Origin of the sequence: Aeromonas sp. DSM 116730, assembly GCF_046581335.1 — a bacterium.
In the GTDB taxonomy this organism is placed as follows: domain Bacteria; phylum Pseudomonadota; class Gammaproteobacteria; order Enterobacterales; family Aeromonadaceae; genus Aeromonas; species Aeromonas rivipollensis.
Map to the genome: position 1 here is coordinate 3,827,501 of NZ_CP144265.1, position 16,953 is coordinate 3,844,453.

Consider the following 16,953-nt stretch of genomic DNA (forward strand, 5'->3'; position numbering starts at 1 on the left):
GATCTGCTCCGAAGCGGCCACCGCCATCGCGCTGGAAGAGGCGCTGCGTACCCGTGAAGGGATCCGCGGCACTGTATTCCATGAAGGGATGTCCATCCTCGAGCGGGACAAGGCCTCCGCCTATTTCGCGCAAGAGGATGGTGGCGCTCAGGTGCTGCTCTGCTCCGAGATCGGCTCAGAGGGTCGCAACTTCCAGTTTGCCAGCCATCTGGTGCTGTTCGATCTGCCTCTCAACCCGGACCTGCTGGAACAGCGTATCGGCCGACTGGACCGTATCGGTCAGCAGAATACCGTCGAGATCCACGTTCCCTATCTGGAAGGGACTGCCCAGCGCGCCCTGCAGCTGTGGTATCACGACGGCCTGGACGCGTTCGAGCAGACCTGCCCGACTGCCCGCCCGGTATTCGAAGCGGTACGTGAAGAGCTGTTCGAGCTGCTGGCCGCCAACACCGGCGATCAGGCGGCCCTCGACGCCCTGCTGGTCAAGACCCGCGAACTGCACGAGCCGCTCAAGGCCCGGCTGGAACAGGGCCGCGATCGCCTGCTGGAGATCCACTCCAGCGGTGGCGCCGCCGCCCAGCAGCTGGTCGACAAGCTGGCCGCCGAAGATGACGACACCGCCATGATCTCCTTCGCCCTCAAGATGTTCGACGAGATCGGCGTCAATCAGGATGACCGTGGCGAGAACGCGCTGGTGCTGACCCCCGGGGATCACATGCTGGTCTCCAGCTTCCCGGGCCTGCCGCAAGATGGCATGACCATCACCTTCGATCGCAACACCGCCCTGTCGCGGGATGACATGGCGCTGCTCTCCTGGGATCACCCCATGATGCGCGGCGGTATCGACCTGATCCTGGGCTCCGAGATCGGTGCCACCTCGGTAGCACTGCTCAAGAACAAGGCGCTGCCCATCGGCTCCATCCTGCTTGAGCTGATCTTCGTTGCCGAATCTGCGGCCCATCCCCAGCTCTACCGCTTCATGCCGCCGACGCCAATCCGTCTGCTGATGGACAAGAACGGCCAGAATCTGGGTGAGAAAGTGGCGTTCGATGCCTTCAACCGTCAGCTGACTCCGGTCAATCGCCACCTCGGCAGCAAGCTCGTGACTGCATCCCAGCCGGTGATCCACGGTCTGATTGGCAAGGGCCAGGCCATTGCCGAAGAGCTGAAAGCCGGGATTGTCGACAAGGCCCGCGCCCAGATGGCGCAGACCCTGCAGCAGGATCTGGATCGTCTGGAAGCGCTCAAGGCGGTCAACCCGAACGTGCGCGACAGCGAACTGGATTATCTGCGCAATCTGCAGGCAGAATTGCACCACCTGATCGATCAGACCCAACTCAAGCTGGACGCAATCCGCTTTATCGTGGTCACCCATAACTGATGGGGGCTTGCCCCCACCTTCTGATGCGAGACATTTATGTTTGAATACTCACCGCCTCTGGAACCCTGGCTCGATATCCTGTTCAAGGACAAGGACATCATGGTGGTCAACAAGCCCACTGGCCTGCTGAGCGTCCCCGGGCGCGGCCCCGAGAATGAAGACAGCGTCCTGCATCGGGTGAAACAGCAGCACCCCAAGGCGGCGGCAGCTCATCGCCTCGACATGTCCACCACTGGCGTCATTGTCATTCCCCTCAATCCCAATTCCCATCGGGAGCTGAGCCGACAATTTCGCGAGCGGGAAACCGAGAAGCACTACCTCGCCTGGGTGTGGGGCGAGCCGGAGGCAGACTCGGGTCAGGTCGACCTGCCGCTCTGCGTCGACTGGCCCAACCGCCCGAAACAGAAGGTTGACTTTGAGGAGGGACGTCACGCCCTGACTCTGTGGGAAAAGCTGAAGGTGGAGAACGGCAACAGCCTGATCAAGCTGACCCCTATCACGGGTCGCTCCCATCAGCTGCGCGTCCATATGCTGGAGCTGGGGCACCCGATTCTGGGTGACAACCTCTATGCCCATCCGGATGCACTGGCGGCGGCCCCCCATCTCTACCTGCATGCGGCCATGCTGACCATCAGCCACCCTCGCAGCGGCGAGCGGATGACCTTCGAAGCCCCGGCCCCCTTCCAGCTCTGATCCGAAGGGATGCGAAGCAAATCGCAGAGATAAAAAAGCCCCCATCGCGAGATGGGGGCTTTTTCATTAGGGTCAGACGCGAATATCGATCCTGCTTCCGAGGGAAGCGCTGGCCGATGTCGGCGCTGCCGGAGCGGACTGAGCTGCTGTTGCCAGCAGTTTCAAAGCCGACTCGCCCTCCTGGGTCTGCTGCTTCTTGGCCAGGCTGGCCACCATCAGTGCAGAACCAAACGACGCATTTGCAGAGCTAGAAATATCCATTGTGTACCTCCTGCCTAAACACTATCGGCCAGAACGTGGCAGACATGAGCCATATCGTTCAGAGCAGGTATGCCTTGTTCGGCGCACGCCGTGCCAGCCAGCGCTCCTCCATCTCCAGCAGGGTTTGATAGGCCTTGGACGCCTGTTCCGGGCGGCTGAACAGATAGCCTTGTCCGTAGAGATGGATGTCGGTCAATGAACGCAGCACGTCAAGCTGCCCCTGGGTCTCGATGCCTTCACACACCAGCTTCTTGCCCAGCATGGAGCCCATGCGGCAGATGTTGGCCACCAGCTCGGCCGCCTCTATGGAGGTGTCTATGCCCTGGATGAAGGATCTGTCTATCTTCACCTTGCTCACCGGCAGCTTCTGCAGATAGCTAAGAGATGAGTAACCGGTCCCGAAGTCATCCAACGCCAGGTGAACCCCCTGCTGACTGAGATCCTGCATCAGCTGCAGCGAGTTCTTCACCTCGCGCATTGTGGTGTCTTCCGTCACTTCCAGTACCAGGCAGGATGCGGGAATATGGTGTTCCATCAACGCCTTGGCCACCAGCTTCAACAGGTTGCGCTGATACATGCCAGGGGAGATGTTGACGCACATCTGCAGATCGACCAAGCCCAGGTGCTGCCACTGGTGGAGCTGCTCGCACGCCGTGTTCAGCACCCAACTCCCCAGCTTCTCGGCAAGCTGGAACTCTTCCGCCACTTGGATCACCTCGTTGGGCGGGATAAAGCCAAGCTCGGGATGACGCCACCTCAGCAGTGCCTCCACCGCCTCGCAGCGACCGCTTTCCAGGTTGACTATGGGTTGGTAATAGAGCTCCAGGGCATTGTGCTCCAGCGCCATCACCATGTCGCTTGCCAGATGCTTGCGCCGCGCCGTTTCATTGAGCAGCGAGTTGTCATAGATGACATAAGGGACATGGGTCTTGCGACTGTGGAACAGCGCCTGCTCGGCCCGACTGAGCAGCTCCTGAGTCAGCTTGCTGTCCATCGGGAAGAAAGCGATACCTATCCCCACCTCCAGCCGGAAGGGGTAGCTGTCGATGATGATGTCTTGCTTGATGGCATGGAGCACCCTCGCCACCAGCTCCCTGACCTGACGCAGGTCGCTGCTGTCCCGTTGCAGCATGGCGAGCTGATCGCCCCCGAGACGCGCCACCCACTCGCCGTTTTCACACAGGGCACTAAGCCGCTTCGCCAGCTCCTGCAGCAGTATGTCACCTGTGCTGTAGCCAAACTTGCTGTTGATGTCCCGAAAATCGTTGATGTCGATCAGTATCAGACCAAAGGGAGTATCACGGCTGACATAGGACTCCATCTTCTCCAGCAGGGCCAGCCTGTTGGCCAGTCCGGTCAGCGGATCGACCCGGGCCGTTCTGAAATGACGCCTGGCTTCACGCACCAACAGAGCGCTGAGCAGAATGACGGATATCACCAGGCCCAACACCATGAACAACAGGGCATCGCGCAGCTGGCCGAAGCGCTTGTCATTGCCCGAATAGACGTTGATGTTCTTCTGCATCATGGAGGCGAGAGAGTAAGAGAGCGGCTCCTGCAAGGGCGCAAGGGTCATCATGATCTGCTGGTAGTCCGGCATCCCCGGCTTCAGCCTGGTCAGCTCCGGCTCCAGCTTGCGGATATTGCTTTCGGTCAGCTGGACCAGCCGCAGCGTCTTCGGATTGTCCGCCAGACTCTTGCGCAGTTGGCCGCTCAGTAATATAGGGGTGCGGCTCCACAGGATGTCGTAGCGCAGCAGCAGGGTTTCATGGTCGATGCCGCCGTAGTGGTAAATCTCGACGGCATTGATAAAGCGCCCCAGCTCGAGCTGCAACTGCATCAATGCCCAGGAGACGTCATAGGTATACTTTTCCATCACCCGGGTCGCATTTTGTATCTGCACCAGGCAATACAGCGTGCTACCCGTGAATAACAGAATGGATAGATAAAGAACGCCGAGTAAGGGCCAGGCCCTGGTCTTCGCTTTCACCCAGTACTCCCGCAAGTCACCGTCTTTACTGCTGAATATCGATTGCGCTCAGTTGCCAGATCATCATGTCGGTGAACTCGGATCGCTTGAGTTCGGGATGCTGATCCAGCGGCAGGATAAACCAGAGCGGCCCTTTGTCACGTACCCGCATGGTCACCCCATCATCCTGCCAGGCCAAGATGGGATCGTATTGCCTGACCTTATCCCAGTTGATCCGGATCTGGAAACTATTCAAGGCGGTGAGCGTGATGCTCTTGCCGCTGGCCTTCACCGCCGTCAGCACATCCGCCAGCTTGGGTCCCACGTATTTGTGCGGTTTGTCCACCCAGGGATTGCTCGTCACTATCTCATGCTGTGGCAGGGCCTGGATCATGGCCATGTCGAAGGCAACCTCACCATCACTCGGGTCGGCGGGATCCAGATTCCCCGTCACCTTGAGGATCACGGGCCCTTCGGGAGCGGCCAATGCCATGGTGGGGACGACAAGGGAGAACAGTAATGGGATCAGGCCTAATGTTCGCATGCTTACCTCAGATCATTTCACTATCAACAACTTCAGCTTAGTAGCACTAAAAAAAACGGCCCGCAAAAGCGAGCCGTTTGATGACTATGACGGAATTACATCATACCCATACCGCCCATGCCACCCATATCAGGCATGGCAGGGGTATCTTTCTTCGGCAGCTCGGAGATCATGCACTCTGTGGTGATCATCAGGCCGGCGATGGAAGAGGCGAACTGCAGGGCAGAACGGGTCACCTTGGTCGGATCCAGGATGCCCATGGCCAGCATGTCACCGTACTGTTCGGTGTAGGCGTTGTAGCCGAAATTACCTTCACCGTTCTTCACGGCGTTGGCAATGACGGAGGCTTCTTCACCGGCGTTGATGACGATCTGACGCAGCGGTGCTTCCATGGCGCGCAGGGCGACCTTGATACCCACGTTCTGGTCTTCGTTGTCACCACGCAGGGAGGCCAGCTTGGCAGCTACGCGCACCAGCGCCACACCACCACCGGCAACCACGCCCTCTTCTACGGCAGCGCGAGTGGCGTGCAGGGCATCGTCAACACGGGCTTTCTTCTCTTTCATCTCGACTTCGGTGGCAGCGCCAACCTTGATCACGGCAACACCGCCAGCCAGCTTGGCCACGCGCTCTTGCAGCTTCTCACGGTCATAGTCGGAAGAGGTATCTTCGATCTGCTGACGGATCTGAGCCACGCGGCTCTCGATCAGGGCGGCATCACCCACGCCATCGATGATGGTGGTGTTCTCTTTGGTGATGACGATGCGCTTGGCACGGCCCAGATCTTCCAGGGTCGCTTTTTCCAGCTCCATGCCCACTTCTTCGGAGATCACGGTACCACCGGTCAGGATGGCGATATCCTGCAGCATGGCCTTGCGACGGTCGCCGAAGCCCGGCGCCTTGACGGCGGCGACTTTCACGATGCCGCGCATGGTGTTGACAACCAGGGTCGCCAGCGCTTCACCTTCCACGTCTTCGGCCACGATGATCAGCGGTTTGCCCGCCTTGGCCACGCCTTCCAGCACCGGCAGCATTTCGCGGATGTTGGAGATCTTCTTGTCCACCAGCAGGATGAAGGGGTCATCCAGCTCGACGGAGCCGGTTTCCGGCTTGTTGATGAAGTAGGGGGAGAGGTAGCCACGGTCGAACTGCATGCCTTCGACGACAGCCAGCTCGTCTTCCAGACCCTGACCGTCTTCTACGGTGATCACGCCGTCACGGCCGACCTTGTCCATGGCTTCGGCGATCAGTGCACCCACTTTCTCGTCGGAGTTGGCGGAGATGGTACCGACCTGAGCGATGGCGTTGTTGTCGGCGCAGGGCTGGGACAGGGCCTGCAGCTCGGCGACGGCGGCCACGACGGCCTTGTCGATACCGCGCTTCAGATCCATGGGGTTCATGCCGGCAGCGACGGCCTTCAGGCCTTCGTTGACGATGGCTTGCGCCAGTACGGTGGCAGTGGTGGTACCGTCACCGGCGGCGTCGTTGGCCTTGGAAGCGACTTCCTTGACCATCTGGGCGCCCATGTTCTGGAACTTGTCTTCCAGCTCGATCTCGCGGGCAACGGAAACGCCATCCTTGGTGATGGTCGGGGCACCAAAGGACTTGTCCAGTACCACGTTGCGGCCTTTCGGGCCCAGGGTCACCTTGACGGCGTCGGCCAGGATGTTGACGCCTTCCAGCATCTTGATGCGGGCTTCGTTGCCAAACTTAACTTCTTTAGCTGCCATGTTCTTCAGTCCTTAAATCAATTCGGGAAAAGGGGGGAAGTGATTACGCTTCGACAATCGCCAGGATGTCGGTCTCGGACAGGATCAGCACGTCCTGGCCATCCAGCTTCTCGGTCTTCACGCCGTAGCCTTCGTTGAAGATCACCTTGTCACCCACCTTGACGGCGAGGGCTTTGACATCGCCATTGTCCAGAATTCGGCCAGTCCCCACGGCAAGAACTTCACCACGGGTGGACTTCTGGGCCGCAGTGCCAGTCAAGACGATGCCGCCAGCGGATTTGGCTTCAGCTTCGATGCGCTTGATGATGACGCGGTCGTGCAGTGGACGAATTTTCATCGATAACTCTCCCAAAATGAGTCTCTGTGTTGCTTGAGGAATGGCCGCAGTCGGCCAAATTTGTTATGCCCCTGATCTGGGGCAATTTGGGTAGCCCTTCAAGGGCAAATACAAAAAAAATATTTTCACGTACTATGAGTATCTTCGATGGATCACCCACCCCCAATCAGGAAGGCGGATGGACGCGGCCAGCATTTAGGCCCAGAGCACATAGAGACCCAGCCTTGAGCCGACCCAATCCCATGCTGACCGAGCCCATGACGCCAGTGCTGCTGCGCATGACGGGCCCCATGATCCTCGGCATCGTTGCCATCCTCGCCTTCAACCTTGTCGATACCTTCTTCATCGGCATGCTGGGCACCCAAGCGCTCGCCGCCATCAGCTTCACCTTTCCGGTCACCTTCGTGGTCACCTCCCTCACCATGGGGCTGGGAGCGGGACTGTGCGCCCTGCTCGGTCATGCCCTGGGCCAGGGCCGTCACGACGAGGCCGCCCGCATCACCACCGACTGCCTGTTCCTCGCCGTCATCCTGGTGACCCTGCTCGCCGTGCTGGGGGCCTTGACCATAAAGCCCCTCTTTACCTTGCTGGGCGCCAGCGCCGAGCTCATTTCCCTCATCCATGACTACATGCTGATCTGGTATCTGACCGTGCCCATGCTGGTCATCCCCATGGTCGGCAATGCCGCCATCCGGACAACAGGGGATACCAAGACCCCCAGCCTGGTGATGGGGGTGGCCGGTCTGGTCAACGGGGTGCTGGATCCCCTGCTCATCTTCGGGCCCGGCCCTTTCCCCGAATGGGGCATTCGCGGCGCCGCCATCGCTACCTCGATCTCCTGGCTGATGGCCATGCTGGTCAGCCTGCACATACTGCGCAAGCGGGAGCAACTGCTGTCATGGCGCCTCTCCCCTCGCCCGCGGCTGCTGGCCCACTGGCGCGCCCTGCTGCAGGTGGCGGTGCCCGCCTCCTTCACCAACATGCTCAATCCGCTGGCCAACGCCGTGCTGATGGTCATCTTCGCCGGCCTGGGTACCGAGGTGGTGGCCGCCTATGGGGCCGCCTCCAGGGTGGAGGCGCTGCTGCTGATCGTGATGATGGCGCTCTCTTCCGTGTTGGCCCCCTTCGTCTCGCAGAACTGCGGGGCGGGCAATCCGGCAAGGGCCAGGGCCGCCCTGCTGCTCTGCATGCGGTTCGCCCTGCTGTTCCAGCTCGCCATCTACGGCCTCGTCTGGCTGCTGGCCCCCCTCATCGCCAACCTGTTCAGCGATCACCCTCAGGTCGTTCGGCTGATCGTGCTCTACCTGCATCTGGTGCCCATCGGCTACGGTTTTCAGGGCATGGTGATGTTGCTGGCCTCGGCCCTCAACGGGGTCAGAGCCTCGACGGTGTCATTCGTCTTCAACGGCATGCGGCTGTTTGTCTTCTTGCTGCCAGGGGCCTGGCTGGGGGCAAAGCTGGGGGGAGAGCAGGGGATCTATCTGGGGATATTGCTGGCAAACCTGGCGGCGGGGCTGCTGGCCTGGGGCTATGCCCACCGCAGGTTTGAGGGGCTCTGCCATCAGGTCCACCCCTGACGGCGAGGGCCCCGATATGGCGGCCGACTCCGTTCACTCACTCCTTGCGTTCGAATTCACCTTCAATTGTGGTTCCGCCACCCTTGGCCCGATCCGGCTGCCCCTCGCCAGGGCGCGCCTCGAACGGCGGTTGCTGCCCCTGGAAGCCTCCCATCTGCATCCTGAACTGGCTGCTGCCCACCAGCTTGTCGGCCAGCCGGTTGCGCAGCCAGGGCTGCAGCAGCAGGATGCCGAAGAAGTCGGTCACGAAACCCGGAATGATCAGCAGCAGACCGGCAAGCGCCAGCATCATGCCCCCCATCACCTCGCGGCCCGGCATCTCGCCCTGCTGCATCTTCTGCTGGGCGCTGAACAGGGTCTTGATCCCCTCGCTGCGCACCAGGGAAGAGCCCAGCACTGCGGTCAGCACCAGCAGGCCCACGGTCGGCAAGGCACCAATTACCGAGCCCACCTCTATCATCACGGTGAGCTCCAGCAATACCAGGCCAACCAACAACAGTAACAACTTGCCCATAGCAACCTCAGTGCGGTGAATAAATGAACCTGCCATCGCGCAGTCAGCGGAGTATGGCCCATGCCAACTCGCCATCGCGCAGGTCTCTTGTCACTAAAATGGGGAGCCCTGGCGGTTTTTCAAGTCCGCGGCGTCAGACAACCCGGGTTCGGGAGAAATATTTGGTCGCCCAACTGTGATTGAAGTGATTGTTCTGTCAAAGTTAATCGCTCAATTGCAATATCTGTTTAATGACCACAAGATATTTGGGGTTGCCTCAAATTTAGTGATCCAAGTCTAATATCAGATACCTCAATTGAGGTAAGATCTATCCCAGTCATTGCACAGGGGAGCCACTGGTTCCCCACTGCCCCACCCGATGTGTGGTGCTTCAGGATGAAATGTGCGTAAGGAAGTCGCGACCACTCGGTGAGGATCGTTTCCATTTATCTGATTTCTGAGGCATTACAATGAGCGACATCAAGAACGTCCGCATTGAAGAAGACCTGCTGGGCACCAAAGAAGTTTCCAACGATCTCTATTACGGTGTGCATACCCTGCGCGCCGTCGAGAACTTCAAGATCAGCACTCAGAAGATTTCTGACGTTCCCGAATTTGTCCGTGGCATGGTGCTGACCAAGAAGGCCGCCGCACTGGCCAACGGTGAGCTGGGCACCATACGTCCCGAAATCGCTGACAAGATCATCGAAGCCTGTGACCTGATGCTGAACACCGGCAAATGCTTCGACCAGTTCCCGGTCGATGTCTATCAGGGCGGCGCCGGTACCTCCGTCAACATGAACACCAACGAAGTGCTGGCCAACATAGCACTCGAGTTGATGGGTCTGGAGAAGGGCCGTTACGACGTCATCAACCCCAACGATCACGTCAACAAGTGCCAGTCCACCAACGACGCCTACCCGACCGGTTTCCGCGTGGCCGTGGTCAACAGCACAGACACCACCCTGCATGCCCTGGAAGCGCTGATCGCTGCCTTCGATGCCAAGGCTGCCGAATTCAAGAGCATCCTGAAGATGGGCCGTACCCAGCTGCAGGATGCTGTCCCCATGACCCTGGGTCAGGAGTTCCACGCCTTCGCCGTCACCCTGCGCGAAGAGATCAAGTCCATCAAGCGTTGCCAGGAGCTGCTGCTGGAAGTGAACCTGGGCGCCACCGCCATAGGTACCGGCCTGAACACCCCGCCCGAGTACTCCGCCCTGGCCATCAAGCGTCTGGCCGAGATCACCGGTCGTGCCTATGTGCCGGCAGAGGATCTGATCGAAGCGACCTCCGACTGCGGCGCCTATGTGATGCTGCACGGCGCCATCAAGCGTCTGGCCATGAAAATGTCCAAGATCTGTAATGACTTGCGTCTGCTCTCCTCTGGCCCGCGTACCGCGCTCAAAGAGATCAACCTGCCGGAAATGCAGGCGGGCTCCTCCATCATGCCGGCCAAGGTCAACCCCGTCATCCCGGAAGTGGTCAACCAGTCCTGCTTCAAGGTGTTCGGCAACGACGTCACCATCACCTTCGCCGCCGAAGCCGGTCAGCTGCAGCTGAACGTCATGGAGCCGGTGATTGGTCAGGCCATGTTCGAATCCCTGAGCCTGATGGAAAAAGCCTGCATCTCCCTGCGCGAGAAGTGCGTGGAAGGCATCACCGCCAACCCGGAAATCTGCATGAACCACGTGCTGAACTCCATCGGCATCGTGACCTACCTGAACCCCTTCATCGGTCACCACGAAGGTGACATCGTCGGCAAGATCTGCGCCCAGACCGGCAAGAACGTCCGCGAAGTCGTGCTTGAGCGCGGCCTGCTGACCGCCGAGCAACTGGACGAGATCCTCTCCATCGAGAACCTGATGAATCCGCAATACAAGGCCAAGCGTTACACCCGCGAAGCCACCGTATAACCGGAATCCTGGGCCGGGTATATCCCGGCCCCATAGAGTCAGTTCCCGAGCGGCCTCCTGCTAGTCCCGTCGGGAATTGGCTTTCTGCCTAATAAAACCTAAAAAAACTGGAAAATGGAGTGTTCGCTATGATTGGAATCGAGTTACTTGTGGTGCTCGCCGCTATCTATCTGGGGGCCCGGATAGGCAGCATCGGCATCGGCTTTGCCGGTGGTCTGGGGGTGCTGGTACTGACCTGGGGTCTGGGCATGCCCATCCCGAGCGATCAGCTGGTTGCCTACCTCCCCTGGGACGTGATCATGATCATCGCGTCCGTCATCTGCGCCATCGCCTGCATGCAGCTCGCTGGCGGGATGGACTACCTGGTGCACCTGGCAGAGAAGGCACTGCGCAAGAATCCCAAGCACATCACCTTCGCCGCCCCCGTCGTCACCTACCTGATGACCATGCTGGCCGGTACCGGCCACACCGCCTTCTCCACCCTGCCGGTGATCGCAGAAGTGGCCAAGGAGCAGGGCATTCGCCCCTCCCGTCCGCTCTCCATCGCGGTCGTTGCCTCCCAGATCGCCATCACAGCCTCCCCCATCTCGGCAGCCGTGGTCGCCTTCTCCGGCATGCTGGAGCCGCTCGGTGTCGACTACCTGACCCTGCTGGCCATCTGCATCCCGTCCAGCTTCATCGCCTGTCTGCTGGGGGCCTTCGTGGCCAACATGCTGGGCAAGCCGCTGGAGCAGGATGAAGTCTACCTGGAGCGCAAGGCCAAGGGCCTGATCAAGCTGCGCGGCACCAGCAAGGTGGAGCTCAAGCCTTACGCCAAGCTCTCCGTCGGCATCTTCGTCGTCGCCATCATCGCCGTTATGGCCTATGCCACCGCCATCTCCGGCAACGTGGGCCTGATCGCCAGTCCGCCCATCCCCCGCGATGGCGCCATCATGGGCATCATGCTCTCCGCCGCCACCCTGATGGTGCTGTTCTGCAAGCTGGACGCCGCCCAGATCACCAACATGCCGACCTTCAAGTCCGGTATGTCCGCCTGTATCTGCGTACTGGGTGTGGCCTGGCTCGGCAACGTCTTCGTGAAGGGCAACATGGTCGAGATCCAGGCGTTCGCCGGCGATCTGCTGAGCCAGTACAGCTGGCTGCTGGCCGTGGTGCTGTTCTTCTCCTCCATGCTGCTCTACTCCCAGGGTGCCACCACCAAGGCACTGATGCCGGCCGCACTGGCACTGGGCGTCAGCCCGCTGGCGGCCATCGCCTCCTTCGCCGCCGTGAGCGCCCTGTTCGTGCTGCCGACCTATCCGACCCTGCTGGCGGCGGTCGAGATGGACGACACCGGCTCCACCCGGATTGGCAAGGCGGTGTTCAACCACCCCTTCTTCATCCCGGGCGTGGCCACCATCGCCATGGCAGTGGCGCTGGGCTTCTTCTTCGGCGGTCTCATCCTCTGATAGCGAGCAACTCCTTGCCAAACGGCCCTTCGGGGCCGTTTTTTTATGTCCGGCCGCCGCGAATGGCCCCCGAACGCCCATGAAAAAAGCCGCTCAAGGGAGCGGCTCTCGTCATCAGGGGCAGGCACTCAGGTGGTCTGCCGGGTACCGAAGTAGTCGGCGAGGAAGTCGTCGAACGACAGGCTGTCACCGCGCTCCCGCTCCCGCTGCTTGGCCAGGGAGTCCCGCGCCTCGCCGGCGAAGTAGGCCTCATCCCAGTACTGCAGCTCACCACTCAGCATCTCTTCCCGGTAACGGCTCGCCAGGGCATCGCCGAAGCAGCCGTTGTCCTGGCCGCTTTCCAGCAACTGCTTGAGCAGGCGGGCGGAGTAGGTCAGCTCGGGGTTGAGCAGCTTCTCGCGGTGCATGGCCAGCGTTTCCCGGTAACGGTTGCGACCACAGCAGCGATCCAGCAGCTCGGCGACCTGGGCCAGCTCGTCGAACAGCTTGAGCCCGTACTCCTTGAGACCGATGGCATGACCCTGCTCGTCTTCCAGTTCAAGACCGGGACGGCGCCCTTCCAACACCACCTTGTTCTGGTTGCGACGGTTGCGGGCTATCTCCTCGTCATCCAGCACGGGAGACGGGCGCAGCAGGCACCAGACCAGGAACAGATCGAAGAAGCGGATCTGATCCACCTCTATGCCGAACGGCGTGAAGGGATTGACGTCCACTGTGCGCAGCTCTATGTATTCGATGCCGCGCTGCTCCAGCGCATCCGAGGGCTTCTCGCCGCTGCGCGGGGTGCGCTTGGGCCGGATCGGGGCGTACAGCTCGTTCTCCAGCTGCAGCACGTTGTCGTTGAGCTGGCGGTACTCGCCGTTCACCTTGACCCCTATCTTGGCGAACTCGGGATCATGGGTGTTGATGGCACGGCGCAGGCTGCTCACGTAAGCGGGCAGGTTGTCATGGCTGATCTTGAGCCCCGCCTGGGCGCTGTTGGTGTAACCGAGATCGGACAGACGCAGGGCGGTGGCATAGGGCAGATAGAGGGTCCCCTTGCCAATCTTCTGGAACGGCAGGCTGCTCTTGCGCCCCTTGAGGAAGGAGTCGCAGATGGCCGGGGAGGCACCGAACAGATAGGGCACCAGCCAGCCGAAGCGATAGACGTTGCGGATCAGTCCCATGTACTTGTCGGAGATGAAGCGCTGGCTGCAGCACCCCTCGCCCACCAGATCCTGCCACTCGCACCAGAAGCTGTCCGGCATGGAGAAGTTGAAGTGCACGCCGGCGATCACCTGCATCAGGCTGCCGTAACGGTTCTTCAAGCCCTGGCGATAGAGGGTCTTCATCCGGCCTATGTTGGAGCTGCCGTACTGGGCCAGCCGTATGCTCTCCTCGTCGCCGACGAAGCAGGGCATGGAGAGGGGCCAGATCCGCTCATCCCCCAGGTGATGAATGGCGTGGCGATGGATGTCGCCAAGCTGCTCGATCAGGCTCTCGATGGAGTCGGTCGCCGGGGTGATGAACTCCAGCAGGCTCTCGGAGTAGTCGGTGGTGATGTTGGCATGGGTCAGGGCCGACCCCAGGCCTCTGGGGTGATCGGTCTGGGCCAGGGTCCCTTCCGGGGTGATGCGCAGACATTCACGTTCGATCCCGCGCCGGATCCCCTTGAGGGCGGCCACCCGATCCGGGGTGCCCAGCGCGGTCAGCAACTCGGTGAGCGACAAGCTAGTAGTAGTCATATTCACGGCTCATGTATGGCCGCCCCACCTGGGGCGGCGCTCATTTTTTTGCAACGCCCCTCAGGGCAGTTGCAGCGGATAGATGGGAAGATGAAGCTCGCTCAAGGGTTTTTCAAGCTTTTGCTTGTCCCCCACCACCACAATCACCATGTCGGCCGGGTCGAGCCAGCGTGCCGCACTGGCTTTTAGCGTCTCAGGCGACACCGTTTTGATCAGCTGGTTCTGGGCCTGCACATAGTCCGGCTTCAGCCCATACATGATCATCTGCAGCAGGAAGCCCGCCTTCTGACCGAGGGTCTCGTAGGAGAGCGCATCCTGCTGGGAGACGGCGCTGCGCATATAGGCCAGCTCCACCGGGGTGGGCCCGCTCGCCCGGTAGCCATCCATCTCCTTGAGGAACTGGCGGATGGCATCCGCGGTGGCATCGGTGCGCACGTTGGCACCGGTGGCGAAGATGCCGGCCTCGCGGTTCGCCTGGAAGCCCGAGCTGGCACCATAGGTGTAGCCCTTGTCTTCCCGCAGGTTGAGGTTGATGCGGCTGTTGAAGTTGCCCCCCAGGTTGAAGTTCATCAGGTTGGCGACGAAGTAGTCCCCGGTGGTGTCAAACGGCATGGCACGGCGGCCGATGCGGATCACCGACTGGGGCGCCCCCGGCTTGTCCACCAGGTAGATGCCCGGCTTGGCCTGCTCCCCCTTGAGCTTGAGATCCCCCAGGGTAGGGGCAGGCCCCTGCCACTGGGTGAGGAAGCCGAGCTGCTGTTCGACCTGTTGCTGGGTCACATCCCCGGTCACCACCACCTTGGCATTGGTCGGGTTGTAGTAGGTGTGATAGAAGCGCTTCACGTCCGCCAGGGTCAGCTTCTCGACATCGGTCAGCACCCCGTCGGTCGGCTGACCGAGGCGGTTCTGCTCGCCGTAGACCAGCTCACGGAACGCCTGCCCCGCCAGCCACTCGGGCTGCTGCTCGCTCTGCTTCATGCCTTGCAGCATCTGCGCCTTGAGCCGCTCGAAGTCCGCCTCCCGCAGGCCGGGTTGCAGCAGCACCTCGCGCACCAGTGCCAGCGTCTGGGGCAGCTTGTCGGTCAGGCTGCTGATGGTGATGAGGTTGTTGTACTGGGCGGTCGAGACGCTGATGCTGGCGCCGAGCTTTTGCAGCTCGTCGCTGAGCTCGGCCTCGGAGAGGCGCGCCGTCCCCTGCCCCAGCATGGCGGCGGTGAGGCTGGCCAGCCCCAGCTCGCCCTTGCCCTCGGCCCGGATGCCGCCTGGCAGGGCAATCATGATGGAGACGGCCGGGATCTCGTCACTCTGGGTGCCGATGATCTCGATGCCCTTGTCCAGCTTGCCATGCCAGATGGCCGGCACCTTGACGCTGACCGCCTCCGCCGTCTTGGGCTCCACGCTGCGGTCGAAGCTGTCCTTGACCGTTTGCTGGGCCAACGGCTCCCCATGCTGGCTGTAATCCGGCAGCTCGCGCTTGGCCGGGGTGAAGTTAGGCGTGCCCGCCTGCCACTGGGTCTTGCCCTTGGGCACCACGCTCAACACCACCGAGGGCTTGTTCGCGATGAACTTGTCGTAGGCCGCCTTGACCTGCTGGGCGTTCACCTGACCTATGGCATCCAGGTTCTTGAACACATAGTTGGGATCCTGAGCCAGCACCTGACCCATGGCGAGCTGGCTCACCTTGCCGGACACGCTGTCCAGCCCCCAGATGGCCGAGGCGCGATAGCTGCTGATGGCTTTCTCCAGATCCTCTGGCTTGATGCCGCGACCGGCAAACTCGCCGATCACCTTGTCCACTTCCCCCTTGAGGGTCTTGAGGCTGCCATCCACCGCCGGGTTAGGGTAGGCGTAGACCGCCAGGGTACAGGCCAGCTCCTCGCAGGAGTGAGACGCCCCCACCTCGATGGCCTTGCCGGTCTTGACCAGGGACTGATAGAGCATGGAGCTGGCGGAGCCGCCGAGCACGTCGGCAAAGATGTCCAGCGCCGGCTCCTGGGGGTCGCCGAGGGAGACGGTCGGATAGCTGATGTAGAGCAGCGGCAGGTGCACCTTGTCTTCCAGCGTCACATAGCGGGTCTCGGGCAGGGTCGCAGGCTCCGGCGTCGGCTCGGCCACCTCGGGACCACGGGGGATGGGGCCGAAGTACTGCTCAATCCAGGCCAGCGCCTGCTTGGTGTCGAAATCGCCGCCCAGGGTGAGAGTGGCGTTGTTTGGACCATACCAGCGCAGGAAGAACTGCTTGAGGTCATTCACATCGACCCTGTCCAGATCCTCCACATAGCCGATGGGCTGCCAGGAGTAGGGATGGGTGCGCGGATAGAGCGCCTCCCCCACCTTCTCGCTCAGCAGGCCATAGGGCTGGTTGTCGATGCGCTGGGCCCGCTCGTTCTTGACGGTGGCGCGCTGGATCTCGAACTTCTTCTGGCTCACCGCATCGAGCAGGAAGCCCATGCGATCCGCCTCCAACCAGAGCACCTTCTCCAGCTGGTTGGCCGGTACCGTCTCGAAATAGTTGGTCCTGTCCTTGTTGGTGGTGCCGTTCATCTCGCCACCGGCCTCGTTGATGATCCGCATGTGCTCCTGATCGCCAACGTGCTTGGAGCCCTGGAACATCATGTGCTCGAAGAAGTGGGCAAACCCCGACTTGCCGACCGTTTCGCGGGACGATCCCACGTGATAGGTGATATCCAGGTGCACCAGAGGGTCAGACTTGTCCGGCGCCAGGATCACGGTCAGGCCGTTGTCCAGCTTGTACATCTGATAGGGAATGCCGAGCTTGCCTTCCTGCTTGACCTGCTCGGACACCAGGGTGGGCGCTGCCAGTGCGGGCAGGGAAAATCCCAGGAGAATGCTTAATGGAATGAGTTTGTTCACGGTTACCTC

The 16,953-nt window shown here is 61.0% G+C and carries 13 protein-coding genes (1 of these 13 running past the window's edge); 5 read left to right on the forward strand and 8 right to left on the reverse strand.

Features of this window, described 5'->3' with window-relative positions:
• Together rapA and rluA are read left to right on the forward strand one after the other, a co-directional pair.
• Window positions 1-1,381, forward strand: the end of a protein-coding gene (rapA, locus tag Aeroheme_RS17505) for an RNA polymerase-associated protein RapA (RefSeq protein ID WP_411166284.1). Its footprint begins 1,487 nt before the window's first position; 1,381 of the gene's 2,868 nt are visible here — the last part of the coding sequence; its start codon lies beyond the left edge, outside the window; its stop codon occupies window positions 1,379-1,381.
• A gap of 36 nt (window positions 1,382-1,417) precedes the next feature.
• A complete protein-coding gene (rluA, locus tag Aeroheme_RS17510) occupies window positions 1,418-2,074 on the forward strand; it encodes a bifunctional tRNA pseudouridine(32) synthase/23S rRNA pseudouridine(746) synthase RluA (RefSeq protein ID WP_368169234.1) in 657 nt (218 codons plus the stop codon).
• A 72-nt stretch (window positions 2,075-2,146) separates the two neighbouring features.
• On the opposite strand, the gene Aeroheme_RS17515 is transcribed toward rluA, so the two are convergent.
• The 5 genes from Aeroheme_RS17515 to Aeroheme_RS17535 form a co-directional block, all read right to left on the reverse strand.
• Window positions 2,147-2,335 (reverse strand): hypothetical protein, encoded by a 189-nt coding sequence (locus Aeroheme_RS17515; RefSeq protein ID WP_106884960.1) that lies wholly within the window; start codon window positions 2,333-2,335, stop codon window positions 2,147-2,149.
• A 58-nt stretch (window positions 2,336-2,393) separates the two neighbouring features.
• Entirely contained in the window at window positions 2,394-4,325 is a 1,932-nt protein-coding gene (locus tag Aeroheme_RS17520) for a putative bifunctional diguanylate cyclase/phosphodiesterase (protein ID WP_411166285.1), read from the reverse strand.
• A gap of 25 nt (window positions 4,326-4,350) precedes the next feature.
• On the reverse strand, window positions 4,351-4,848 hold the full coding sequence (locus Aeroheme_RS17525; protein WP_411166286.1) for a molybdopterin-binding oxidoreductase: 498 nt from the start codon (window positions 4,846-4,848) through the stop codon (window positions 4,351-4,353).
• Window positions 4,849-4,943: 95 nt separating this feature from the next.
• Window positions 4,944-6,578 carry a chaperonin GroEL gene (gene groL / locus Aeroheme_RS17530; RefSeq protein ID WP_025325745.1) on the reverse strand — a complete coding sequence of 545 codons (1,635 nt, stop codon included), beginning with the start codon at window positions 6,576-6,578 and terminating at the stop codon, window positions 4,944-4,946.
• Between the two features lie 43 nt (window positions 6,579-6,621).
• Window positions 6,622-6,915 (reverse strand): co-chaperone GroES, encoded by a 294-nt coding sequence (locus tag Aeroheme_RS17535; RefSeq protein WP_005318973.1) that lies wholly within the window; start codon window positions 6,913-6,915, stop codon window positions 6,622-6,624.
• Between the two features lie 242 nt (window positions 6,916-7,157).
• On the opposite strand from Aeroheme_RS17535, the gene Aeroheme_RS17540 reads away from it, so the two are divergent.
• Window positions 7,158-8,492 (forward strand): MATE family efflux transporter, encoded by a 1,335-nt coding sequence (locus Aeroheme_RS17540; protein WP_289979134.1) that lies wholly within the window; start codon window positions 7,158-7,160, stop codon window positions 8,490-8,492.
• 37 nt (window positions 8,493-8,529) lie between these two features.
• Here Aeroheme_RS17540 and Aeroheme_RS17545 read toward each other — a convergent pair whose 3' ends face one another.
• On the reverse strand, window positions 8,530-9,006 hold the full coding sequence (locus tag Aeroheme_RS17545; RefSeq protein WP_163135551.1) for an FxsA family protein: 477 nt from the start codon (window positions 9,004-9,006) through the stop codon (window positions 8,530-8,532).
• A gap of 449 nt (window positions 9,007-9,455) precedes the next feature.
• Between Aeroheme_RS17545 and aspA the strand changes: the two genes are divergently transcribed.
• Both aspA and Aeroheme_RS17555 read left to right on the forward strand, forming a co-directional pair.
• On the forward strand, window positions 9,456-10,898 hold the full coding sequence (gene aspA, locus Aeroheme_RS17550) for an aspartate ammonia-lyase (RefSeq protein ID WP_106884964.1): 1,443 nt from the start codon (window positions 9,456-9,458) through the stop codon (window positions 10,896-10,898).
• 128 nt (window positions 10,899-11,026) lie between these two features.
• On the forward strand, window positions 11,027-12,346 hold the full coding sequence (locus Aeroheme_RS17555; RefSeq protein WP_411166287.1) for an anaerobic C4-dicarboxylate transporter: 1,320 nt from the start codon (window positions 11,027-11,029) through the stop codon (window positions 12,344-12,346).
• A gap of 128 nt (window positions 12,347-12,474) precedes the next feature.
• On the opposite strand, the gene gshA is transcribed toward Aeroheme_RS17555, so the two are convergent.
• Together gshA and Aeroheme_RS17565 are read right to left on the reverse strand one after the other, a co-directional pair.
• Window positions 12,475-14,070, reverse strand: coding sequence for a glutamate--cysteine ligase (gene gshA / locus Aeroheme_RS17560; protein ID WP_411166288.1), 1,596 nt, complete (start codon window positions 14,068-14,070; stop codon window positions 12,475-12,477).
• A 60-nt stretch (window positions 14,071-14,130) separates the two neighbouring features.
• The gene (locus Aeroheme_RS17565; protein ID WP_411166289.1) at window positions 14,131-16,944 is read right to left on the reverse strand and encodes a M16 family metallopeptidase; all 2,814 of its coding nucleotides are present in this window, start codon (window positions 16,942-16,944) and stop codon (window positions 14,131-14,133) included.
• Between the last annotated feature and the right edge of the window lie 9 nt (window positions 16,945-16,953).

Bases quoted from the DNA above. Each gene is read 5' to 3' on its own strand.
- rluA (WP_368169234.1), top strand. From the start codon at position 1,418: ATGTTTGAATACTCACCGCCTCTGGAACCCTGGCTCGATATCCTGTTC.
- Aeroheme_RS17515 (WP_106884960.1), bottom strand. From the start codon at position 2,335: ATGGATATTTCTAGCTCTGCAAATGCGTCGTTTGGTTCTGCACTGATG.
- Aeroheme_RS17525 (WP_411166286.1), bottom strand. From the start codon at position 4,848: ATGCGAACATTAGGCCTGATCCCATTACTGTTCTCCCTTGTCGTCCCC.
- groL (WP_025325745.1), bottom strand. From the start codon at position 6,578: ATGGCAGCTAAAGAAGTTAAGTTTGGCAACGAAGCCCGCATCAAGATG.
- Aeroheme_RS17535 (WP_005318973.1), bottom strand. From the start codon at position 6,915: ATGAAAATTCGTCCACTGCACGACCGCGTCATCATCAAGCGCATCGAA.
- Aeroheme_RS17540 (WP_289979134.1), top strand. From the start codon at position 7,158: ATGCTGACCGAGCCCATGACGCCAGTGCTGCTGCGCATGACGGGCCCC.
- Aeroheme_RS17545 (WP_163135551.1), bottom strand. From the start codon at position 9,006: ATGGGCAAGTTGTTACTGTTGTTGGTTGGCCTGGTATTGCTGGAGCTC.
- aspA (WP_106884964.1), top strand. From the start codon at position 9,456: ATGAGCGACATCAAGAACGTCCGCATTGAAGAAGACCTGCTGGGCACC.
- Aeroheme_RS17555 (WP_411166287.1), top strand. From the start codon at position 11,027: ATGATTGGAATCGAGTTACTTGTGGTGCTCGCCGCTATCTATCTGGGG.
- gshA (WP_411166288.1), bottom strand. From the start codon at position 14,070: ATGACTACTACTAGCTTGTCGCTCACCGAGTTGCTGACCGCGCTGGGC.